The 23,049-nt window shown below is 63.2% G+C and carries 17 protein-coding genes, 1 other RNA gene and 2 pseudogenes; 1 reads left to right on the forward strand and 19 read right to left on the reverse strand.

Going from position 1 to position 23,049, the window contains the following annotated elements; translation table 11 throughout:
* Window positions 1–34: 34 nt before the first annotated feature.
* A complete protein-coding gene (secA, locus tag LN139_RS15665; RefSeq protein ID WP_236355138.1) occupies window positions 35–2,782 on the reverse strand; it encodes a preprotein translocase subunit SecA in 2,748 nt (915 codons plus the stop codon).
* 341 nt (window positions 2,783–3,123) lie between these two features.
* Here secA and LN139_RS15670 point away from each other — a divergent pair, with 341 nt between their 5' ends.
* Window positions 3,124–3,576: a DUF721 domain-containing protein gene (locus tag LN139_RS15670; RefSeq protein ID WP_236360450.1), complete on the forward strand. Its 453-nt coding sequence runs from the start codon at window positions 3,124–3,126 to the stop codon at window positions 3,574–3,576.
* Between the two features lie 103 nt (window positions 3,577–3,679).
* Here LN139_RS15670 and lpxC read toward each other — a convergent pair whose 3' ends face one another.
* The 18 genes and pseudogenes from lpxC to rsmI form a co-directional block, all read right to left on the reverse strand.
* Window positions 3,680–4,591, reverse strand: coding sequence for a UDP-3-O-acyl-N-acetylglucosamine deacetylase (lpxC, locus tag LN139_RS15675; RefSeq protein WP_236355139.1), 912 nt, complete (start codon window positions 4,589–4,591; stop codon window positions 3,680–3,682).
* A gap of 112 nt (window positions 4,592–4,703) precedes the next feature.
* A complete protein-coding gene (gene ftsZ, locus LN139_RS15680) occupies window positions 4,704–5,906 on the reverse strand; it encodes a cell division protein FtsZ (RefSeq protein WP_236355140.1) in 1,203 nt (400 codons plus the stop codon).
* A gap of 60 nt (window positions 5,907–5,966) precedes the next feature.
* Window positions 5,967–7,226, reverse strand: a complete 1,260-nt coding sequence (ftsA, locus tag LN139_RS15685; RefSeq protein WP_236355141.1) for a cell division protein FtsA — start codon at window positions 7,224–7,226, stop codon at window positions 5,967–5,969.
* 15 nt (window positions 7,227–7,241) lie between these two features.
* Window positions 7,242–8,108 (reverse strand): cell division protein FtsQ/DivIB, encoded by an 867-nt coding sequence (locus tag LN139_RS15690; protein WP_236355142.1) that lies wholly within the window; start codon window positions 8,106–8,108, stop codon window positions 7,242–7,244.
* 4 nt (window positions 8,109–8,112) lie between these two features.
* Window positions 8,113–9,069 carry a D-alanine--D-alanine ligase gene (locus LN139_RS15695; protein ID WP_236355143.1) on the reverse strand — a complete coding sequence of 319 codons (957 nt, stop codon included), beginning with the start codon at window positions 9,067–9,069 and terminating at the stop codon, window positions 8,113–8,115.
* The gene (murC, locus tag LN139_RS15700) at window positions 9,066–10,505 is read right to left on the reverse strand and encodes a UDP-N-acetylmuramate--L-alanine ligase (RefSeq protein WP_236355144.1); all 1,440 of its coding nucleotides are present in this window, start codon (window positions 10,503–10,505) and stop codon (window positions 9,066–9,068) included. The genes LN139_RS15695 and murC overlap by 4 nt, the downstream gene beginning before the upstream one ends.
* Window positions 10,498–11,568: an undecaprenyldiphospho-muramoylpentapeptide beta-N-acetylglucosaminyltransferase gene (murG, locus tag LN139_RS15705; RefSeq protein ID WP_236355145.1), complete on the reverse strand. Its 1,071-nt coding sequence runs from the start codon at window positions 11,566–11,568 to the stop codon at window positions 10,498–10,500. The genes murC and murG overlap by 8 nt, the downstream gene beginning before the upstream one ends.
* Entirely contained in the window at window positions 11,558–12,772 is a 1,215-nt protein-coding gene (gene ftsW, locus LN139_RS15710; RefSeq protein ID WP_442964327.1) for a putative lipid II flippase FtsW, read from the reverse strand. The genes murG and ftsW overlap by 11 nt, the downstream gene beginning before the upstream one ends.
* Window positions 12,769–14,115, reverse strand: coding sequence for a UDP-N-acetylmuramoyl-L-alanine--D-glutamate ligase (murD, locus tag LN139_RS15715; protein WP_236355146.1), 1,347 nt, complete (start codon window positions 14,113–14,115; stop codon window positions 12,769–12,771). Before murD ends, ftsW begins: the two co-directional genes overlap by 4 nt.
* Window positions 14,116–14,120: 5 nt before the next feature.
* Complete coding sequence (gene mraY / locus LN139_RS15720) at window positions 14,121–15,203, reverse strand: phospho-N-acetylmuramoyl-pentapeptide-transferase (RefSeq protein WP_442964328.1); 1,083 nt, start codon at window positions 15,201–15,203, stop codon at window positions 14,121–14,123.
* Between the two features lie 10 nt (window positions 15,204–15,213).
* Window positions 15,214–16,569 (reverse strand): annotated as a pseudogene (locus tag LN139_RS15730) (UDP-N-acetylmuramoyl-tripeptide--D-alanyl-D-alanine ligase); the annotation flags it as partial.
* Window positions 16,562–18,024 (reverse strand): annotated as a pseudogene (locus LN139_RS15735) (UDP-N-acetylmuramoyl-L-alanyl-D-glutamate--2,6-diaminopimelate ligase). The pseudogenes LN139_RS15735 and LN139_RS15730, both read right to left, overlap by 8 nt.
* Complete coding sequence (locus LN139_RS15740) at window positions 18,024–19,766, reverse strand: peptidoglycan D,D-transpeptidase FtsI family protein (protein ID WP_236355147.1); 1,743 nt, start codon at window positions 19,764–19,766, stop codon at window positions 18,024–18,026. The pseudogene LN139_RS15735 and the gene LN139_RS15740 overlap by 1 nt, the downstream one beginning before the upstream one ends.
* Window positions 19,763–20,056 (reverse strand): cell division protein FtsL, encoded by a 294-nt coding sequence (ftsL, locus tag LN139_RS15745; RefSeq protein ID WP_236355148.1) that lies wholly within the window; start codon window positions 20,054–20,056, stop codon window positions 19,763–19,765. The genes LN139_RS15740 and ftsL overlap by 4 nt, the downstream gene beginning before the upstream one ends.
* Window positions 20,053–21,000, reverse strand: a complete 948-nt coding sequence (gene rsmH / locus LN139_RS15750; RefSeq protein ID WP_236355149.1) for a 16S rRNA (cytosine(1402)-N(4))-methyltransferase RsmH — start codon at window positions 20,998–21,000, stop codon at window positions 20,053–20,055. Before rsmH ends, ftsL begins: the two co-directional genes overlap by 4 nt.
* The gene (gene mraZ, locus LN139_RS15755; protein WP_236360459.1) at window positions 20,997–21,452 is read right to left on the reverse strand and encodes a division/cell wall cluster transcriptional repressor MraZ; all 456 of its coding nucleotides are present in this window, start codon (window positions 21,450–21,452) and stop codon (window positions 20,997–20,999) included. Before mraZ ends, rsmH begins: the two co-directional genes overlap by 4 nt.
* A 309-nt stretch (window positions 21,453–21,761) precedes the next feature.
* Window positions 21,762–22,121, reverse strand: an RNA gene (rnpB, locus tag LN139_RS15760) — RNase P RNA component class A.
* Window positions 22,122–22,177: 56 nt separating this feature from the next.
* Complete coding sequence (gene rsmI / locus LN139_RS15765) at window positions 22,178–23,044, reverse strand: 16S rRNA (cytidine(1402)-2'-O)-methyltransferase (protein WP_236355150.1); 867 nt, start codon at window positions 23,042–23,044, stop codon at window positions 22,178–22,180.
* Window positions 23,045–23,049: the final 5 nt, after the last annotated feature.

Consider the following 23,049-nt stretch of genomic DNA (forward strand, 5'->3'; position numbering starts at 1 on the left):
CCGGCGCGGCGAGTTCTGCACAGCGCGCTCGAGGTTACTCGATGCGGCCGTGGCAGTGCTTGAACTTCTTGCCCGAACCGCACCAGCACAGCTCGTTGCGGCCAAGCTTCTGATCGTTGCGGGCAGGTGCCTGGGCAGTAGCCATGGCCACGGCGACATCATCGCCCTCTTCCAATGCCTCAGGTTGCTCGAGGCCCGGCGCTTCGGCGTGCTGGAACTGCATACGCTCGGCCAGTGCCTCGGCCTCGCGGCGCAGGCGCGCCTCTTCCTCGGCCGGGTCTTCGCGGCGCACCTGAACGTGCGAGAGCACGCGGATGGTGTCGCGCTTGATGGAATCGAGCAGCTCCTGGAACAGTGCGAAGGACTCGCGCTTGTATTCCTGCTTGGGGTTCTTCTGCGCATAGCCACGCAGGTGAATACCGTGGCGCAGGTGGTCCATGGTGGAAAGGTGGTCTTTCCACAGGTCGTCGAGCACACGCAGCAGGATCTGCTTCTCGAAGGTGCGCAACGCGTCGGCGCTGGCCTGGTCTTCTTTTTCCAGGTACGCAGCGAGGATTTCGGCCAGCAGTTTTTCGCGCAGGGTTTCCTCGTAGAGCTTGTCGTCTTCGTCGAGCCATTGCTGGATCGGCAGCTTCACGGCGAAGTCGCTCGCCAGTGCAGCTTCCAGACCGGCGATGTCCCACTGCTCAGGCAGCGACTGCGGCGGAATGTACTGGGCGACCATCGCGTCCAACGCTTCCTGGCGGAAGGCGGCGATGGTGTCGCCGATGTTGTCTGCCGACAGCAACGTGTTGCGCATGTGGTAGATCACCTTGCGCTGTTCGTTGTTGACGTCGTCGTATTCGAGCAATTGCTTGCGGATGTCGAAGTTGCGACCTTCGACCTTGCGCTGCGCCTTCTCGATGGCGTTGGTGACCATGCGGTGCTCGATGGCCTCGCCCGATTGCATGCCCAGGGCTTTCATGAAGCTCTTGACGCGGTCGGAGGCGAAGATGCGCATCAGCGGATCTTCCAGCGACAGGTAGAAGCGGCTGGAGCCGGCGTCACCCTGGCGGCCGGCACGGCCACGCAGCTGGTTGTCGATACGGCGCGATTCGTGGCGCTCGGAAGCGATCACGTGCAGGCCGCCGGCCTCGAGCACCTGCTGGTGGCGCTTCTGCCAATCGGCCTTGATCTGTGCGACCTGCTCCTGGCTTGGCTCTTCCAGGGCCGCCACTTCGACTTCCCAGTTGCCGCCCAGGAGAATGTCGGTACCACGGCCAGCCATGTTGGTGGCGATGGTGAGCGCGCCGGGGCGACCGGCCTGGGCGATGATCTCCGCTTCCTTTTCGTGGAACTTGGCGTTGAGCACCTTGTGCTCGATGCCTTCCTGGCGCAGCAATGCCGCCATGTGCTCGGAGGTTTCGATGGTGGCGGTACCGACCAGTACCGGCCGGCCCTTGGCCATGCTTTCCTTGATATCGGCGACGATGGCGGCGTACTTCTCGTCTGCGGTGAGGTATACCAGGTCGTTGAAGTCCTTGCGCGCCAGCGGGCGGTTCGGCGGGATCACCACCACCGGCAGGCTGTAGATCTGCTGGAATTCGAACGCTTCGGTGTCGGCGGTGCCGGTCATGCCGGAAAGCTTGGTGTACAGGCGGAAGTAGTTCTGGAAGGTGGTCGACGCCAGTGTCTGGCTTTCGGCCTGGATATTGACGTTTTCCTTGGCCTCGATCGCCTGGTGCAGGCCCTCGGACAGGCGGCGGCCCTGCATGGTACGGCCGGTGTGCTCATCGACCAGCACGATCTGACCGTCCTGCACGATGTATTCAATGTTGCGATTGAACAGCTTGTGTGCGCGAAGTGCGGCGTAGACGTGGGTCAGCAGGCCCAGGTTGTGCGCCGAATACAGGCTCTCGCCCTCGGCCAGCAGGCCGACGTGGGTGAGCATCTCTTCGATGAACTGGTGCCCGGCTTCGTTGAGCTCGACCTGGCGCGCCTTCTCATCGATGGTGTAGTGGCCTTCTTCGGTGACCTGGCCTTCGACTTCTTCGACGTGCTGCTTGAGCTGCGGGATCAGCTTGTTGATCTCGATGTACAGGCGCGAGCTATCCTCGGCCTGGCCGGAGATGATCAGCGGGGTACGGGCTTCGTCGATCAGGATGGAGTCGACTTCGTCGATCACGGCGAAATTCAGCTCGCGCTGGAATTTGTCTTCCAGGCTGAAGGCCATGTTGTCGCGCAGGTAGTCGAAACCGAATTCGTTGTTGGTGCCGTAGGTGATGTCGCTGGCGTAGGCGGCGCGTTTCTCTTCGGGCGGCTGGAATGGCATCACGATGCCGACCGACAGGCCGAGGAACTCGTACAGCGGGCGCATCCAGTTGGCGTCGCGGCGGGCCAGGTAATCGTTGACGGTGACGACGTGAACGCCTTTGCCGGACAGCGCGTTCAGGTAGACAGCCAGGGTACCGACGAGGGTTTTACCTTCACCGGTGCGCATTTCGGCGATGTTGCCTTCGTGCAGCGTCATGCCGCCGATCAGCTGAACATCGAAGTGGCGCATGCCCATGATGCGCTTGCCTGCCTCGCGGCACACCGCGAAGGCTTCAGGCAACAATTGATCGAGTGTTTCACCTTTGGCCAGGCGCTCCCTGAACGCTTCGGTCTTGCCGCGCAGCTGTTCATCAGAGAGAGCGACCATTTGCTCTTCGAGCGCATTGACGGCACCGACCGTCTTGAGCATGCGCTTGACCTCACGCTCGTTCTTGCTCCCGAAAAGTTTCTTCAACAAAGGCGAAAACATATTGGCTGGATCTTCCACACATAGGGATGGAGGGCGGCCCCCAGGAGTCGCCCGAGCAGCCCTCATGGCCGCACGCGAACGAGCATTCTACCCCGAAACGCTGGTGAGGAAAGTGGTGATGACCACAGTACTGGCACGGCGCTTTTACGGAGCCGGTACACAATAGGGGCGTTTGCGCGAACTTCAAGGCGGCTGAAACATTCGTCATGAAGCGATCGTCGTGAAGCGATCGTCGTGAAGCGATCGTCGTGAAGCGATCGTCGTGAAGCGATATTCAGACGCCAGGGCGTACCTGTGGTTTCTGTTAAGATCGCCGCTACCTTTTTCGATACCCCTTGCCTATGGCCTTCCGCCCACACACCGCGCGCGAACCGCTGGTTCTGCTGCGCGAAGCGCGCCCACTCAAGGCGCTGTTCAGCCAGACCTTGCGCATCACTCGGTTGCAGCGTCTGCTCGACAGCCAGTTGCAACCGGCCGCGCGCGCACATTGCAGGCTGGCGAGCTGGCGGGAGGGTACATTGCTGCTGATCGTGACCGACAGCCACTGGGCCACGCGCCTGCGCTATCAGCAGAAGCGCTTGCAGCGCGACCTGCAGGCGTTGCCCGAGTTCGCAGGGCTCAGCAGGGTGTTGTTCAAGGTCAGGCCCCCGTTGGCACACGCCAAGGTCACCGGGGCTGCGTCCCAGCTATCCAGCAACGCTGCCGAGAGCCTTCACGAAACCGCACAAGGCATCAGCGACCCCGCGTTGCGTGCCGCACTCGAGCGGCTGGCCAGCCGCGTCTACAAAGGCTGAAGCAAGCCCCGCCTGCAACCTTTGCCAATTCTTTTGGCGCGCCAATAAAAAAGGCCACCTTTGAGGTGGCCTTGAAAGTGAAGCTAAGGAGAGAGTTTGAAACTCAGACCGCGGCAACCGGGCGCATGTAGGAAATCGGCGCGGTGCTGGCATCTTCGAACGTGACCACTTCGAATGCATCGGGCTCGGACAACAGCTGACGCAGCAGGCGGTTGTTCAGCGCGTGGCCGGACTTGAACCCGTGGTATTCGCCGATGAGGCTCTTGCCCAACAGGTACAGGTCGCCGATGGCGTCGAGGATCTTGTGCTTGACGAATTCGTCTTCGTAACGAAGGCCGTCTTCGTTGAGCACGCCTTCCTTGTCTACGACAATGGCGTTCTCGACGCTGCCGCCCAGGGCGCGATTATGCTTGCGCATGTATTCGAGGTCGCTGATGAAGCCGAACGTGCGGGCACGGCTGACTTCCTTGACGAACGAAGTACTGGAGAAATCGACGCTGGCGGTTTGCGTACGGTCTTTGAACACAGGGTGATCGAAGAAGATCTCGAAGCTGACCTTGAAGCCCTCGAACGGAAGGAAGGTGGCGTGCTTGTCGCCCTCCCGCACGGTGACTTCACGCAGGATACGGATGAATTTCTTCGGTGCGTCCTGCTCTTCCAGGCCGGCGGACTGGATCAGGAATACGAACGGGCCGGCGCTGCCGTCCATGATCGGCACTTCCGAAGCCGAGAGCTCGACGTAGGCATTATCGATCCCCAGCCCGGCCATGGCCGACAGCAGGTGCTCGACGGTGTCGACCTTGACGTCACCCTTGAACAGAGTGGTCGACATGGTGGTTTCACCGACGTTCAGCGCGTAGGCAGGCACCTGGACGACAGGGTCCAGGTCGGTACGGCAGAAGACGATACCGGTATCCACAGGTGCGGGTTTGAGGGTCAGATAAACCTTTTCCCCGGAATGGAGGCCCACGCCCGTGGCACGGATAATGTTCTTCAGAGTGCGTTGTTTAATCATGGCAATGGCCGCTTCAGCGCAGGGTGCGATCGGGTATCAACAAAGGCTGCGGATCATAGCAGACCCCGCCTTTGCTGAACACCAATCACCCTTATACTCCTGATTAAGAAAATCAATCGGCTTGACGACGCAGGAATGCCGGGATGTCCAGGTAGTCCAGATCGTCATTGGGATTGATTTTCGCAGCGGTGGCAGCACCACCATGAGCCTGGTTGCGCAGAACGGTCGGGCGGTCCAGGTCGCGGTAGTTCACAGCCGCCTGCTCGGCACGCTGGGCGGCAGGTTGCTGAACGGGCGCCGCCTGTTGCACGGGCGAGGCCTGCAGGGTGTTGTCGACTACCTTGGTGGGCTTCTCGATGCGTGCGCCCAGGCCGGTGGCGACCACGGTCACGTGCAGCTCGTCACGCATGTCAGGGTCGATCACGGTGCCGACCTTGACCATCGCGTGGTCGGAGGCGAAGGCTTCGATGATGTTACCCACATCGGAGTACTCGCCCAGCGACAGGTCCGGGCCTGCGGTGATGTTGACCAGGATGCCACGGGCGCCCTGCAGGTTGACGTCTTCGAGCAACGGGTTGCGGATGGCAGCCTCGGTGGCTTCACGCGCACGGTTCGGGCCGCTGGCGGCGCCGGTGCCCATCATGGCCATGCCCATTTCGCTCATCACGGTGCGCACGTCGGCGAAGTCGACGTTGATCATGCCCGGGCGCTTGATGATGTCGGAGATACCGCGAACGGCACCGGCCAGTACGTCGTCGGCCTTGGCGAAGGCGCTCAGCAGGCTTGCATCCTTGCCCAGGATGGTCAGCAGCTTTTCGTTGGGAATGGTGATCAGCGAGTCGACGCTTTCCTGCAGGGCGCGGATGCCTTCATCGGCGATCTGCATGCGCTTGCGGCCTTCGAACGGGAACGGGCGGGTCACCACTGCCACGGTGAGGATGCCCATCTCCTTGGCCACTTCAGCGATGATCGGCGCAGCGCCGGTACCGGTGCCGCCACCCATGCCGGTGGTGATGAAGACCATGTTGGTGCCTTGCAGCACTTCAGCGATGCGCTCGCGGTCTTCCATCGCGGCCTGGCGGCCGACTTCCGGGTTGGCGCCAGCGCCCAGCCCCTTGGTCACGCCGGTTCCCAGTTGCAGCACGGTGCGCGCGCCGATGTTCTTCAGCGCCTGAGCGTCGGTGTTGGCGCAGATGAACTCGACGCCTTCGATGTTGCTCTTGACCATGTGGTTGACCGCGTTACCGCCGCCACCGCCGACGCCGATCACTTTGATGACCGGGCTTTGTGGAATGTTGTCTACGAGCTCGAACATGTTCCCTCTCCTGTAGTTCTATTTGGTTTTTTGCCTACTGCTACTGCTGATGAATCTGAATCAGAAGTTGCCTTGCACCCAGCGCTTGATGCGTTCAAGCACCGGGGCCTTGGGTTCCTCGCTGGTGTAGCCGCTGTTACCGGTAAGGCCGGTCAGCGTCACACCGTCGGACTGCTTGTGCAGGCCATAGGTCAACAGCCCTACGCCTGTCGAATAGATCGGGTTGCGGATCACGTCGTCGAGGCCGCGCACACTGTGCGGCACGCCCAGGCGTACCGGCATGTGAAAGATCTCTTCAGCCAGTTCCACCGCGCCTTCCATTTTCGACGTACCGCCGGTGAGCACGATGCCCGCCGGGATCAGATCTTCGTAGCCGCTGCGGCGCAGCTCGGCCTGGATCAGGGTGAACAGCTCGTCGTAGCGCGGCTCGACCACTTCGGCCAACGCCTGGCGTGACAGTTCCCGCGGCGGGCGGTCGCCTACGCTCGGCACCTTGATCGTTTCGCCGGCACCGGCAAGCTTGGCCAGGCAGCAGGCGTAGCGGATCTTGATCTCTTCGGCGTACTGGGTCGGAGTGCGCAGCGCCATGGCGATGTCGTTGGTGACCTGGTCGCCCGCGATCGGGATCACTGCGGTGTGGCGGATGGCGCCTTCGGTGAAGATGGCGATGTCGGTGGTGCCGCCGCCGATGTCCACCAGGCACACGCCCAGTTCTTTCTCGTCATCGGTGAGTACCGAATAAGCCGAAGCCAGTTGCTCGAGGATGATGTCGTCGATTTCCAGGCCACAACGGCGCACGCATTTTTCGATGTTCTGCGCCGCGTTCACCGCGCAGGTCACCACGTGGACCTTCGCCTCCAGGCGCACGCCCGACATACCCAATGGCTCGCGTACGCCCTCCTGGTTATCGATCACGTAGTCCTGCGGCAGGGTGTGCAGCACACGCTGGTCGGCCGGGATCGCAACGGCCTGAGCGGCGTCGAGCACGCGCTCGAGATCGGCAGTGCTGACTTCACGGTCGCGAATGGCAACGATGCCGTGGGAGTTCAGGCTGCGGATATGGTTGCCGGCGACGCCGACGAACGCCGAGTGGATACGGCAACCAGCCATCAGCTGCGCTTCTTCGACCGCGCGCTGGATCGACTGCACGGTCGACTCGATGTTGACCACCACGCCTTTTTTCAAGCCACGGGAAGGGTGGGTACCGATACCGACGATTTCCAGGGTACCGTCCGCCGCGACTTCGCCCACCAGCGCCACCACCTTGGAGGTACCGATGTCGAGCCCGACGATCATTTTTCCGCTATGCGCGTTTGCCATTGTCCTGCCTCTTCCTCAATTCTTCGCCACGGCCGCCTGGGCCTGCGGGGCTGCGTTCGGGTCCCGCCAGCCTACGGCCAAGCCGTTGGAGTAGCGCAGATCGACGCGAGCGATATTTGTCATCTGGTCTTTGAGCGTTTTGTCATAGATGGCAATGAACCGGCGCAACTTCTCCACCAGATGATCACGCCCCAGCAACAGTTCCATCCCCGGCCCGGCAGCGCCGGCACCGGTAGTCAGGAACCAGCTGCCACGTTCGCGCAACTCCAGCCGGGCAATGGAAAAGCCCATCGGCCGGAGCATCTGGCTCAACACCTGGTACTGCTGCATTACCTGTTGCTGCGCACGCTGCGGCCCATAGAGCTGCGGCAGGTGCTCGTAATTGGCCAACTCCCGTGGCGCGAACGCCTGGCCCTGGTTGTTCAGCAGCTGGTCATCGCCCCAGCGGGCGACGGGTAGTTGCTCTTCCAGGCGAATCACCACCTGATCCGGCCACACCCGGCGCACTTCGGCGTGGGCAATCCATGGCATGGTCTGAAGATCCGCACTCAGCCCGTTCAGGTCGATGCTGAAAAACCGCGAATTCACATAGGGCGCAATGCGCTGCTGCACCGCCTCCTGGCTGATGTAGCTCAAGTCACCCTGCACGTTGATGCGAGTGATGGGGCGGTCGACATAGGGCATGGCGTACTGGGTGCCATACCAGCTGCCGACACCGAGGCCGACAACCAGCAGCGGCCACAGCAGCTTTTTCAGCCAGCCGGTGCCCGGGCGCGGAATGCGCACGCTCAGGGGCTCCTTGGCCACCATGCGGCTGGCACCCCGTGGGGGAGCCTTGCGGCTGGGCAGCGGTTGCTGATGACGAATCGACGCGCCACGCATGTCGTTAACCCCGTGCCGCTACGCTGGCGGCAAGAATGGAAAGCACCAGTTGTTGGAAATCCAGGCCGGCGGCGCGAGCGGCCATCGGTACCAGGCTGTGATCGGTCATGCCGGGGGAGGTGTTGACCTCCAGCAGCCAGAATTCACCGTTTGCGTCCTGCATCACATCGACACGCGCCCAACCCGCGATGCCCAGTGCCTTGCAGGCCCGCAGGCACAGCTCGGCCAGCGCCTGCTCGCGCTCCGGCGCGAGGCCGCAGGGCACGCGATACTGGGTGTCGGAAGCCAGGTACTTGGCGTCGTAGTCGTAGAACGCATGGGAGGTGCCCAGCGCGATGGCGGGCAAGGGCTGGTCGCGCAGGATGGCCACGGTGTACTCCGGGCCGTCGATCCATTGCTCGACCAGAACGTTCGAATCGTAGGTGCTTGCGTCTTTCCAGGCTTCGACCAAAGCTTGCAAACCCATCACTTTGGCCATGCCGATACTGGAGCCTTCATGGGCCGGTTTGACGATCAAAGGAAAGCCCAGTTCCTCGGCCGCGGAAAAACAATCCGATTCGCTGGCAAGCACCGCGTGGCGCGGCGTCGCGATGCCAAGGCTGGCCCACACCTGCTTGGTGCGCAGCTTGTCCATCGCCAGCGCCGAAGCGAGTACGCCGCTGCCGGTATAAGGAATGCCCAGGCATTCGAGCAGGCCTTGCATGCTGCCGTCTTCGCCGCCGCGGCCATGCAGCGCGATGAACGCGCGATCAATGCGCTCGCGTTGCAGCACGTCGAGCAGGTCATCGCCCACATCGATGCCGAACGCGTCCACACCTGCGGCCTGCAACGCACGCAGTACCTCGGCGCCGGAGTTCAGCGACACCTCTCGCTCGGCGCTCTTGCCGCCGTACAGCACGGCGACCCGGCCGAAGTCCGAAGGGGTCATGTTGGCGATCAGTTGCGCGTGGTCAGCCATCATGCCCCCTTCGCCGCTGCGAACAGCGGGCTTTTGAGCAGTTGTGGGGCAATGGCGCCGACATCACCGGCGCCCTGGCACAGCAGGATGTCGCCTGCACGCAGTACGGGCCTGACCACCGGAGCAAGTTCGGTACCGCGCTCGACGTAGATCGGGTCGAGCTGGCCGCGTTGGCGAATGCTGTGGCACAGCTGGCGGCTGTCGGCGCCGGGGATCGGCTCTTCGCCGGCCGGGTAGACTTCCATCAGCAGCAGCACGTTGGCATCACCCAGCACCTGCACGAAATCGTCGTACAGGTCACGGGTGCGGCTGAAACGGTGCGGCTGGTACACCATCACCAGGCGGCGCTCCGGCCAGCCACCACGGATGGCGTTGATCACTGCAGCGACCTCCCGCGGGTGATGGCCGTAGTCATCCACCAGCATTACGCTGCCGCCGTCCACCGGCAGCTCGCCGTACACCTGAAAGCGCCGGCCAACGCCCTGAAAGCCCGAAAGCCCCTGCACGATCGCCTCGTCGCTGATGCCTTCGTCGCTGGCAATGGCGATGGTGGCCAGGGCGTTGAGCACGTTGTGGTTGCCAGGCATGTTCACCGACACCTCGAGCGGCTCACGCTCACGCCGCAGCACGGTGAAGAAGGTGCGCATGCCTTGCTGGCGAATGTTGATCGCACGCACGTCAGCCTCTTCGCTCAACCCATAGGTGACCGTAGGGCGCGCGACGTGCGGCAGGATTTCGCGTACGACGGGGTCGTCCAGGCACACTACAGCCAGGCCGTAGAACGGCAGGTTGTGGAGGAATTCGACGAAGGTCTTCTTCAGCTTGTTGAAGTCGCCTTCGTAGGTCGCCATGTGGTCGGCGTCGATGTTGGTGACCACAGCCACCAGCGGCTGCAGGTGCAGGAAGCTGGCGTCGCTTTCGTCGGCTTCGGCGATCAGGTAACGGCTGGTGCCCAGCTGCGCATTGGTGCCCGCAGCGGTCAGCCGGCCACCGATCACGAAGGTCGGGTCCAGGCCGCCGGCGGCGAATACCGAGGCGATCAGGCTGGTGGTGGTGGTTTTGCCATGGGTGCCGGCCACAGCGATGCCATGGCGATAGCGCATCAGCTCGGCGAGCATCTCGGCGCGTGGCACCACCGGAATGCGCCGCTCCAGCGCAGTGGCCACTTCCGGGTTGCTCTTGTTGACGGCACTCGACACCACCAGCACGTCGGCAGTAGCGGAGTTTTCCGCCTGGTGGCCGATGAAGATCTCGGCACCGAAGGTCTTCAGGCGCTCGGTCACTGCCGAGGCTTTGAGGTCCGAGCCGGATACCTGGTAACCCAGGTTCAACAGCACCTCGGCGATACCGCACATCCCTACCCCGCCGATACCCACGAAGTGGATGCGACGAATGCGGCGCATCTCGGGCTGGGCCATGGCTTTCTGGCTCTCAACCATGGGCCACCTCCAGGCAGGTTTCCACTACGGTACGGGTTGCGTCGGGCTTGGCCAGGCGGCGTGCGGTACTCGCCATGGCACTGAGTTTTTCCGGTTGCATCAAAACCTCTTTCAGGCGCGCGGCAAGATCCGCGGCGCCGGTTGTCGCTTGTGGCAGCAAGAAGGCAGCGCCTTCCCGGGCCAGGTAATCGGCATTGCGTGTCTGGTGGTCGTCGATGGCGTGGGGCAATGGCACCAGCATCGAGGGCAGCCCGGCGGCGGCCAGCTCGCTGACGGTCAGTGCGCCGGCGCGGCAGATCACCAGGTCTGCCCAGGCATAGGCCTGGGCCATGTCGTCGATGAAGGGCTCCACTTGCGCCTCTACGCCGGCCTCGCGATAGCGCTCGGCAGTCACCTGACCGTGCTGCTTGCCGGCCTGGTGGAATACCTCGGGGCGATGAGCCTCAGGCACGTGAGCCAACGCCTGCGGCACCAGCTTGTTCAGTGGCTCGGAACCCAGGCTACCGCCCATCACCAGCAAGCGCGGGCGGCGCCCGTCCAGCCGCTGGCGAGGGGTTTCCAGGAACAGCTCCGGGCGCACCGGGTTGCCGGTGGTGCGGCGCTTGGCCTGGGCCTTGAAGGTTTCCGGGAAGGCTTCGCACACCCGCGCGGCCAGGGGCACCAACATGCGGTTGGCGGTGCCGGCTACGGCATTCTGCTCATGCACGATCAGAGGAACGCCTGCCAGCCGTGCGGCCAGGCCTCCCGGGCCGGTAACGTAGCCACCGAAGCCGACCACGCACACTGGCGAGAGCTTGCGGATGACCGCCCGCGCCTGGCTCAGAGCCTTGAGCAACACGAATGGGGCCTTGAGCAAGGAGCTCACACCCTTGCCACGCAAACCACTGACGTTGATCAGGTGCAGCTCGAAGCCGGCCTTGGGCACCAGGTCGTTCTCGATGCCGCGCGGGGTGCCGAGCCAGTGGACACGGTAGCCACGCGCCTGGAAGTCACGTGCGCAGGCCAGCGCCGGGAAGACGTGCCCGCCGGTGCCACCTGCCATGATCAGTACGTTACCGGCCATGTTGGGGCTCCTCGGCGAAATCGCTCTCGTCGAATTCCACTTCTTCACTGCCCAGGTGCGTGCGGCTTTCCCACTCGATGCGCAGCAGCAGGCCCAGGCAGGCGCAGCAGATCACCAGCGAGCTGCCGCCGTAGCTCAGGAACGGCAGGGTAAGGCCCTTGGTCGGCAAGCGGCCGACGTTCACGCCGACGTTGATCAGAAACTGGCCGATCCACAGCACCGAAAGCCCATAGGCGCTGTAGGCAGCGAAATACTGCTTGGCCTTTTCGGCCCACAGGCCGATATACATGCCGCGTACGCACACGAACACGAACAGTGCCACGGTACACAGCGAACCGATCAGCCCCAGCTCCTCGGCCAACACCGAGAATACGAAGTCGGTGTGCGCCTCGGGCAGGTAGAACTGCTTCTGCACGCTGTTGCCCAGGCCCACGCCTAGCCACTCGCCACGGCCGAAGGCGATCAGCGCCTGGGTGAGTTGGTAGCCCGAGCCGAACTGATCGGCCCATGGGTCGGTGAAGGAGGTCAGGCGTGCCATCCGGTAGGGCTGGGCATACACCAGCGCAACCACCGCCATCACACCGCCGACCACCAGCATGCCGAAACGCAGCATGCCCACGCCGCCAAGAAACAGCATGGCGCCGGCAGCACCCATCATGACTACGGTGGCACCGAAGTCAGGCTCCATCAGCAGCAGGAACGCCATCGGCAACAACACGATCAGCGGCTTGAGGAAGCCCATCCAGCTTTCACGCACTTCCTGCTGGCGGCGCACCAGGTAGCCCGCCAGGAACAGCACCACGAACACCTTGGCAATTTCCGAGGGTTGCACGTTGAACGCGCCGAAGCCGATCCAGCGCATCGAACCATTGACCTCCCGGCCAAGGCCCGGCACCAGCACCACGATCAACAGGCCGAAGGCAGCCAGCAACAGCAGCGGGCCCAGGCGCTGCCAGGTGGCGATCGGAATCATCATCATCACGCCTGCGGCGCCCAAGCCGATGACCAGGTAGATGATGTGGCGGATCATGTAGTAGAGCGGGTTACCCATCTGCGCAGCGGCCACTTCCGAGGAGGCAGAAGTGATCATCACCAGGCCCAGGCCCAGCAGTGCAAGGCAACCGGCGAGCATGGGGAAATCCAGGTCGATGCCGCGGTTGCTGATCAGTGGGGACGGATAAGGTTTGATGATGTTGAAGATCATGGCAGTGCCCTCACCGCTTCGGCGAACAACCGACCGCGTTCTTCATAGTTCTTGAACATGTCCAGGCTTGCGCAGGCAGGCGACAACAGCACGGCATCACCCGGCTCGGCCAGCTCGGCGCTGCGCGCCACCGCTTCGCCCAGGGACTGGACAGGCACCTGCAGGCAAGCACCTTCGAGCACCTGGCCCAGGCGCGGGCCGTCACGGCCGAGCAGCACTACGGCGCGGCAATAGGCGGCGACGGCAGGCTTGAGCGCTGCGAAGTCGGCGCCCTTGCCGTCCCCGCCCGCTACCAGCACCAACTTGCCGGCAATATCCGCGCCCAGCCCTTCGATGGCTGCAAGCGCTGCACCGACATTGGTGGCTTTGGAATCGTCGTACCAGGCAACACCGGCCCGCTCACGCAACCACTGGCAACGGTGTGGCAGGCCGCTGAACGCTCGCAGAGCGTCGAGCATCGCCGGCATCGGCAGCCCGGCCGCATGGCCAAGGGCAAGCGCCGCAAGGGCGTTGGCCTGATTGTGCGCGCCGCGCACTTTCAGCTCGCTGATCGGCATCAGCAGCTCGAAGGCGTGAGCGAGGTATTTCTCACCGCCCTCTTCGCGCAGGCCGAAGGCGTTGAAATCCGGTGTATTCAGGCCAAAGCTGAAACTGCGCACGCCCTCTACCAGCAACGGCCGCGACAGGGCGTCCTCACGGTTGACCACCACCTGCCGCGCGCCGCGGAACACACGGTGTTTGGCCAGATGATAGGCAGGCATGCCGCTGTAGCGGTCCATGTGGTCTTCACTGACATTCAGCACAGTGGCGACTTCAGCATTGAGCTGGTGAGTGGTTTCGAGCTGGAAGCTGGACAGCTCCATCACGTACAGCTCAATGTCGTCGGCCAGCAGATCCAGCGCCGGCGTACCCAGGTTGCCACCGACGGCAACACGTTTGCCCGCCGCAACGGCCATGTCGCCAACCAGAGTCGTGACAGTGCTCTTGGCGTTGGAACCGGTGATAGCCACGATCGGCGCCTTGGCATGGCGCGCGAACAGGTCGATGTCGCCAGACATCACCACACCCCGTGCTGCCGCTTCCTGCAAGGCAGGAGTAGCCAGGGCCAGGCCCGGGCTGACATACAGCTCGCTGGCCCTGCAGAGGAATTCGACATCCAGGGCGCCGCAGCGCACTTCCACCTGTGGATAGTCACGGCGCAGCGTCTCGAGCTCCGGCGGGTTCTCGCGGGTGTCGGCCACGGCAAAGCGCACGCCCTGGTTCGCCAGGAAACGAACCAGGGACATGCCGCTCTTGCCGAGGCCGACAACGATGCGGAACTGGTCAGAAGCGATCAGGGACACGATGCCTACCTCAGCTTCAACGTGGCAAGGCCGATCAGCACCAGCACCACGGTGATGATCCAGAAACGGACGATCACACGCGGCTCGGGCCAGCCTTTGAGTTCGAAATGGTGGTGGATCGGCGCCATGCGAAACACGCGGCGGCCGGTCAATTTGAACGAAGCGACCTGGATCACGACCGACAGGGTTTCCATCACGAACACGCCGCCCATGATGAACAGCACGATTTCCTGGCGAACGATCACAGCGATGGTGCCCAGGGCCGCGCCCAGCGCCAGCGCGCCGACATCGCCCATGAACACCTGTGCGGGGTAGGTGTTGAACCACAGAAACCCGAGGCCGGCGCCGATCAGCGCGCCACAGAACACGATCAGCTCACCTGCCCCGGGCACGTAGGGAATCAGCAGGTATTCGGCGAATTTCACGTTACCCGACAGGTAGCAGAAGATGCCCAGCGCGCCGCCCACCATCACCGTCGGCATGATCGCCAGGCCGTCGAGGCCATCGGTGAGGTTGACCGCGTTGCTGGAGCCGACGATCACCAGGTACGCCAGGATCATGAAACCGGCGCCCAACGGGATGCTGGCGTCCTTGAGCATGGGGATGATCAAAGTGGTGTCGATCGGGTTGTTGGCGGTCTTGTACAGAAAGATCGCAGCGCCCAGGCCGAATACCGACTGCCAGAAGTATTTCCAGCGGCTCGGCAGGCCGCGCGAGTTTTTCTCGATCACCTTGCGGTAGTCGTCGACCCAGCCGATGGCCCCGAACAGGAAGGTCACCACCAGCACCACCCACACGAAGCGGTTGGACAGGTCAGCCCACAGCAGCGTGCTGATGCCGATGGCCGAAAGAATCAGCGCGCCGCCCATGGTCGGGGTGCCGGATTTGGACAGGTGCGACTGCGGCCCGTCGTTGCGCACCGCCTGGCCGATCTGGCGAATTTGCAGGGTACGGATCATCCACGGCCCCAGCCACAGTGCCAGGATCAACGCGGTCAGCACACCCAGAATCCCGCGCAGGGTCAGGTACTGGAAGACCGCGAAGCCCTTGTAGAACTGTTGAAGGAATTCGGCCAACAGCAACAACATCAGTGTTTCTCCCGCCGGCACCGCACAAGCCCGCCACGATGTTTTCCATCGCAGCGCTGCGCGAGCCTTTGATCAATAGAGTGGTTTGGCTGCCAAGCTCGGCCTTCAGGGCCTCGATCAGCGCAGCCTGATTATCGTAATGGCGGGCTTGCGGGCCGAACGCGGCAACGGCGTTGGCCATCAATGGGCCGACTGCGTAGAGCGCGTCGACTTTCCCTTGGGCATAGGCGCCGACCTGGCGATGGCCTTCGGCCGCCCAGTCGCCCAGTTCGCCGATATCTCCGAGCACGAGGACCGTGCGGCCGGAAAAGCCGGCGAGTATATCAACCGCTGCACAGACCGAGGAGGGGTTGGCGTTGTAGCTGTCGTCGATCACCCGAGCGCCTTCGGCGGTGAGTTGGGCAACGGTGCGGCCCTTGACCGGCTGCACGGCGTTCAGCCCGCGAGCGATGATTGCCAGCGGCACGCCCATGGCGCTGGCGGCAGCTGCTGCCGCTGCTGCGTTGAGCACGTTATGGCGGCCCAGCAGGTTCAGTTGCACCTGAGCCTCGCCTTGCGCGCATACCAGGGTAAAGGCTGGGCAACCGCGCTCGTCTGCATGGATGTCGATGGCGCGGAAGTCCGCTTCCGGGTTCTCCAGCGAAAAGCTCAGAACAGTGTGGCTGCCGGCGCGAGCGCGCCAGGTGCCGAATGCCTTGTCGTCAAGGTTGAGCACGGCAGTACCGCCCTGCCCCAACCCTTCGAGAATCTCGCCCTTGGCTTCGATGATCTTGTCCGGGCCGCCGAACTCGCCCACATGGGCAGTGCCGGCGTTGTTGATCAGCACCACCTGCGGTTGAGCCAGGCCCACGGTGTAGCGGATTTCGCCGAGGCGCGAGGCGCCCAGCTCGATCACGGCCGCCTGATGCTCGGGCGCAAGCTCCAGCAAGGTCAGCGGCGCGCCCAGATCGTTGTTCAGATTGCCGCGCGTTGCCAGTGTCGGGCCTTGCTCACGCAGGATAGCGGCGAGCATCTCCTTGACAGTGGTCTTGCCACTGGAACCCGTGATAGCAGCGACCGGCCCTTTGAACGCGCTGCGGTTGATCGCGCCCAATTGGCCAAGAGCCAGGCGGGTATCGGCCACCACGAGCTGCGGCAGTGGAGCGCCGGGCACTTCTTTCTGTACCAGTGCGGCAACCGCACCCTTGGCTGCAACATCGGCCAGGTAATCATGGCCATCGAAGCGCGGCCCGGTCAGGGCGACGAACAACTGGCCGGCGCCAATGGCACGGCTGTCGATGCTGACGCCACTGAACTGCGCGTCGGCATCGACCAGGCGGCCTTGCAAGGGGCCGGCGACCTCACTCAGGGCAAGGGCTTCAAGCATGATCGGCCTCCCACGCTGCCAGTGCCTGGCGCGCCTGCTGCACATCGGAAAGGGGTGGCGCACGTTGTCGATTTCCTGGTAGTCCTCGTGGCCCTTGCCGGCGATTACCAGCAGGTCGCCCGCCGACGCGTGGCCAATGGCCTGGGCGATGGCTTCGCCGCGGCCCGGCACGAATGCCACGGCGCCAGCGTCGGTGAAGCCGGCGCGGATATCGTCGAAAATGCCTTGGGACGACTCGGTGCGCGGGTTGTCGTCGGTTACCACTACCCGGTCAGCCAGGCGCTCGGCGATGGCGGCCATTTCCGGGCGCTTGCCGCGGTCGCGATCACCGCCGCAACCGAACACGCACACCAATTGGCCCTGCGCATGTGGGCGCAGCGCTTCAAGAATCTTTTCCAGAGCATCGGGGGTATGGGAGTAGTCCACCACCACACGTGGCAAGCCATTGCCACCGAGCTGCTGAACACGCCCTTCCGGGCCGCGGAAATTGGCCACGACGCGCAGGACTTCATCCAGCGGATGGCCCAGCGCAATGAGCACACCGACCGCTGCCAGCACGTTGCTCAGGTTGAAGCGCCCAAGCAATGGGCTGCGCAGGGTGTGCTGGCCATAAGGGGTGACCAGCAGCGCCTTGACGCCGTGGTCGCCGAAATCGGCGTTGCGGCACATCAGCGTGGCGCTTTCGTGCTCCAGGCTGTAGGTAATCAGTCTGGATTCATGCGCCCGGCCGGCCAGCTCACGGCCGAACGCGTCATCCAGGTTGATCACACGGTGCGCCAGCTCAGGGCGCGCGAACAGTTGCGCCTTGGCTTCGCCGTAAGCCTGTAGCGTGCCGTGGTAGTCGAGGTGATCGCGGGTCAGGTTGGTGAACACTGCCACGTCGAACGGCAACGCTGCCACACGGTGCTGATCCAGTGCGTGTGAAGACACCTCCATCGCCACCGCACGAGCGCCGGCCTTGCGCAGGTCCGCCAGGTAAGCCTGTACCGTGACCGCATCGGGAGTGGTGAGCTTGCCGCCCTTGATTGCACCGACAAAACCACAGCCCAGGGTGCCCAGCGTGCCACAGCGGGTGCCGAGTGCATCCAGCCCCTGCGCGATCAGCTGGGTGATGGTGGTCTTGCCATTGGTGCCGGTCACCCCGATCAGGTCGAGGTGGCGGCCAGGTTCGTTATAAAAGCTGCCAGCGATGGCCGACAACTGCGCTGCCAGCCCCTTGACCGGGATCAGCGGCACGTTGGTCAGCGGCAGCACGGTTGCGCCTTCGCTTTCATAGGCGACGGCAGCCGCGCCATGGGCGAGCGCTTCTTCTATATGGTTACGGCCATCGACGCGCGCACCGGGCACGGCCAGGAACAGGTCGCCAGGGCGCACCTGGCGGCTGTCGAGGGTCAGCTCACGGATCAGAGGATCCTGGCTCGCCTGGGTGAACAGGTGGGTCAATTGCTGGCTCATCAGCCACGCCCTCCCTTGGCAGCGGGTGCAGGGGTGTTCACCGCTTGCTGAGGCGGAACCGGCTGCAGGTTGTCCGGCGGCACGTTCATCAGGCGCAGCGTGCCGGACATCACTTTGCTGAACACCGGCGCCGAAACCAGGCCACCGAAATAACCGCCCGCACTGGGCTCATCGATCACGATCACGATGGCGTAGCGCGGATCACTCATCGGGCCAAAGCCCGCGAACAGCGAGCGATAGGCGTTTTCGGTGTAACCGCGCGAGCCGACGGTCGCCTTGCGCGCGGTACCGCTCTTGCCCGCTACGTGGTAGCCCGGCACCTGAGCGCGATAGACGCCGCGAGGCGCTTCGATCACCTGTTGCAGCATGCCTTGAATGGTGTCGGCGACCTTTTCCGGAATCACCTGCGTGCTGGCCGGGTCCTTGTCGACCTTGAGGATCGAGAGCGGCACAAGGCGGCCGTGGTTGGCCAACGTCGCGTAGGCATGTACCAGTTGCAGCGCAGTGACCGAGAGGCCATAGCCATAGGACAAGGTCGCGGTTTCGGCCTTGTGCCATTCGCGGTGGTTGGGCAGGTTGCCCACACGCTCACCGGGGAAGCCCAGGCCCGAATACTGGCCGAGGCCAACCGCTGCCATCACGCGATAGATGTTTTCACCGCCCACGTCGAACGCCACCTTGCTCATGCCGACGTTGGAGGAGTTGATCAGGATGCCGGTCAGGTCGAGCACCGGGCCTTCGGTCTTGGAAACGTCCTTGATGGTGTAGCGGCCCAGCTGCAGCGAACCGGGGTACACCTCGACCTTGTCCGAAGGCTTCCAGCGGCCGGTTTCCAGCGCAGCGCTCATCGACAGCGGCTTCATGGTCGAGCCAGGCTCGAACACGTCGATGATGGCGCGGTTGCGCATGGCTGCCGGCACCATGGTCCGGCGGTTGTTGGGGTTGTAGGTGGGCATGTTCACCATCGCCAGCACCTCGCCAGACTTCACGTCCATGATCACCAGGCTACCGGCCTTGGCCTGGTTTTCCTGGATCGCCTTGCGCAGCTCGCGAGTGGCGAGGTACTGCAGGCGCAGATCAATGGACAAGGCCAGGGTTTTCCCGGCCTTGGCGTTCTTGGTGACCTGCACGTCGCGGATCAGGTGGCCACGCCGGTCCTTGATGACCTGGCGCCGGCCCGGCACGCCGGCAAGCCAATCTTCATAGGCCAGTTCCACGCCTTCGCGGCCATGGTCGTCCAGGTCGGTGAAGCCGACCATGTGCGCGGTGGTGTCGCCAGCAGGATAGAAACGGCGAAATTCCTCGATGCTGTAGACACCGGGGATTTTCAGGTCCATTACCGACTGGCCTTGCTCGGGCGTCAGGCCACGCACCAGATAGATGAACTCCTTGCCGGCATTGGCTTCGAGCCGCTCACTCAGCTGGGCAGGGTTCTGCCCAAGCGCACGAGCCAGATCAGGCCAGCGATTCTTGTCGCCCTGCATTTCCTTGGGGTTTGCCCACAGGGTGCTGACAGGGGTACTGACCGCCAAAGGCTCGCCGTTGCGATCAGTGACCAGGCCGCGGTGAGCCGGGATGGGAATGTGGCGCAGGCTGCGAGCATCGCCCTGCCCTTTGAGGAAATCGTGGTCGATCAGTTGCAGGTTGACGATCTGCGCGCTGATCGCAAGCACCATCACACCCAACAGGCCCAGGACGATGCGAAACCGCCAGGGATAAAGTGCGCCTTCAAGCTTCATCATGGCGACACCATCCGGATTTCGGCAGCGTCAGGCACACGCATCTTGAGCTGGTCGGTCGCCAGGGTCTCGATGCGGCTGTTGGCGGTCCAGGTGCTTTGCTCCAGGATCAACCGGCCCCATTCGGCCTGGGCCTTGTCGCGGTCGTTGAGCTGGGTATAGAGGGTGTTCAGCAACTGGCGATTGAGGTGTGCGCTGTAGGCCACCGCTATGGACGATGCCAATACGCCAATGAACAGCAACAGCATCAGCCCGCTGCCGCCGGGTAGAGGCTTGTCGAAGCGCTTGCTCATCGCAGCTTCTCCGCGACGCGCATCACCGCGCTGCGCGCACGGGGATTGGCGGCCAGCTCCGTGTCGGAGGCGAACCGGGCCTTGCCCAACGTACGCAGCACCGGCTCGAAAGGCACGACACGCACCGGCAGATTGCGGGGCAGATTGTCGGCCTCGCCCTTTTCCTGGCGGCGCATGAACAGCTTGACGATACGGTCTTCCAGCGAATGGAAGCTGATCACCACCAGCCGCCCGCCGACCTCAAGGGCATCGAGCGCAGCCTGAAGGCCGGCCTCCAGATCACCCAGCTCGTTGTTCACATGAATGCGCAGCCCTTGAAAGGCACGGGTTGCGGGGTGTTTGTTCTTTTCCCAGGCAGGGTTGGCATCCTTGAGCACCTGTGCGAGGTCGGCGGTGCGTTCGAAAGGCTGCACTTCCCGGCGCTGCACGACCGCGCGCGCCATGCGCTTGGCGAAGCGCTCTTCGCCGTACTCCTTGAATACACGGGCGATTTCGTCTTCGCCGGCGGTGGCGATGAACTGTGCGGCGCTCACACCCTCGGAAGGGTTCATGCGCATGTCCAATGGGCCGTCATTCAGGAAGCTGAAGCCACGTAATGGATCGTCGAGCTGCGGCGACGAGACGCCAAGATCGAGCAGGATGCCGCTGACCTTGCCGCCCAGCTCCAGCTCCGCTGCAACTGCAGCCAACTCGGCGAAACTGCGCTGCACAATGACGAAGCGGCCATCTTCGGCCGCCAGCGCTTGCCCGGTGGCAATGGCCTGAGGGTCTTTGTCGAACCCGACCAGCCGCCCCTCGGGCCCGAGCTGCGCCAGCACCGCGCGGCTATGGCCGCCACGGCCGAAGGTACCGTCCATATAGCAGCCGCCCGCATGCACGGCCAAGGCCTCTACGGCCTCGCCCAACAGGACAGTGACATGGGTAAAGCTGCTATCGGTGTTCACAGGATCAGATCACGCAAGTCGTCGGGTATGCCACCCGGTTGTTGAATCGCCTCGAGGTCGGCCGCGGAAACTGCGTTCCATGCATCCTCGTCCCACAGTTGAAACTTGTTCAGTTGCCCCACGAGCATGGCCCGTTTGTCGAGCCTGGCGTGCTCACGCAAGCGCGGTGGCACCAGGAAACGGCCACTGCCGTCGAGTTCCAGGTCCACCGCGTTGCCGATCAACAAACGCTGCAGGCGCTTGACGTCGTCACGCAAGGACGGAAGCGCTCGCAGTTTGGTCTCGATGATTTCCCACTCATCGAGTGGGTACACGTTGAGGCAGGGGTCGACGGTATCGATGGTGATGATCAACTGCCCGGAACTGCGCGAATTGAGCTCGTCACGATACCGGCTCGGCATGGCTAGCCGCCCCTTGGCATCGAGACTGATCGCATTCGCTCCGCGAAACACTGTTGATTTACCCCGTTCGAGTTCCCGTTGCGCCCATTTTTCCCACTTCGTGCCACTTTCCGCCACTGGCGCACACTATAGGAACCCACTCCCTGCAACGTCAAGGCGCGCACAAGGGGAAAACCCTTATAGATCGGTGATTTAGCGTGCAAAAAAGAGATAAACGGTCGGTAACGGAGGGCTATTGACTCGCGCAAGCTTCGCAAGTCAATGAATTCCGGGGGAAACTTAAAGTAATACGTGAGGTTCAAGAATGTTTCGGAATTAAAACGAATGTTTCTGCTACCGATCGAGCAGAAGAGGAAGGAGGTGAAGAGTCGATCTGTAAGCCGGGTTCTGTCGAGGACAGTCATTCCTCTACGGTGGCCATCACTGGACACCTTTAGCAACCTACCCGGTTCCGGCGCGGGCCACGCCTAATGGAACCCTATTTGGTCTTGCTCCGAGTGGGGTTTACCTTGACCACGGACTGTTGCCAGCCGTGCGGTGCGCTCTTACCGCACCTTTTCACCCTTACCGGCGCCGAAGCGCTTAGGCGGTTATTTTCTGTGGCACTTTCCGTAGGCTCACGCCCCCAGGTGTTACCTGGCACTCTGCCCTGCGGAGCCCGGACTTTCCTCCCCCGCCTGTTGCGGAACAAAAGGCGGCAGCGACTGTCCGATCGACTCTTCAGGGCGCAAGGTTACGGGAATGCTCGCCGTCGTTCAACCGCAACCGCCGGATTGTCAGCTTTTGCGCTCGAGCCCTGCCTGGTACAGAGCGTTCTTGCGCACCCCGGTAATGCTCGCTGCCAATGCAGCTGCACGCTTGAGCGGCATCTCCTGCAACAGCAGGTCAAGCACACGCAGCGCCTCGGCACTCACTGCCTCTTCACCCTCCGGCGCGGTGTGGCCACCTACCAGCACTACGCATTCCCCTCGCTGCTGATTGCTGTCTGCTTCGACGAAAGCACACAGTTCCGACAAAGGCAGGCCCTTGAGGGTTTCGAAGGTTTTCGTGAGCTCACGGGCAAGCACTGCCGGGCGGTCGGCACCGAACACATCGGCCATGTCCTTGAGCGACTCCAGAATGCGATGCGGCGCTTCATAGAAAATAAGCGTGCGCGGCTCTTCTACCAACGCCTGCAGGCGAGTACGCCGCCCGACGGCCTTGGCTGGCAGGAACCCTTCGAAAATGAATCGATCCGACGGCAGCCCCGCAGCCGACAGCGCAGCGATGACTGCACACGCGCCGGGCACAGGCACCACCTTGATACCCGCCTCACGCGCCTGTCGCACCAGGTGATAGCCAGGGTCGGAAATGAGCGGGGTACCCGCGTCGGAGACCAGCGCCACGTCGTCACCCGCCGACAAGCGCGCAAGAAACCGGCCGCCTTCATCGCGCTCGTTGTGGTCGTGGCAGGCGGCGAGCGGAGTCTGAATACCGAAGTGCTGCAGGAGCCGCATGCTGTGGCGAGTGTCCTCGGCCGCGATCAGCGCGACGTCCTTGAGCACTTTCAGTGCCCGCGCACTGATGTCGTCGAGATTACCAATGGGCGTGGCGACCACATAAAGTGTGCCTGAAGTTGAATCCGCGGGCGCTGAAGCAGTCACATCCA

It is taken from the genome of Pseudomonas sp. KNUC1026, assembly GCF_021650705.1.
Lineage (GTDB): Bacteria > Pseudomonadota > Gammaproteobacteria > Pseudomonadales > Pseudomonadaceae > Aquipseudomonas.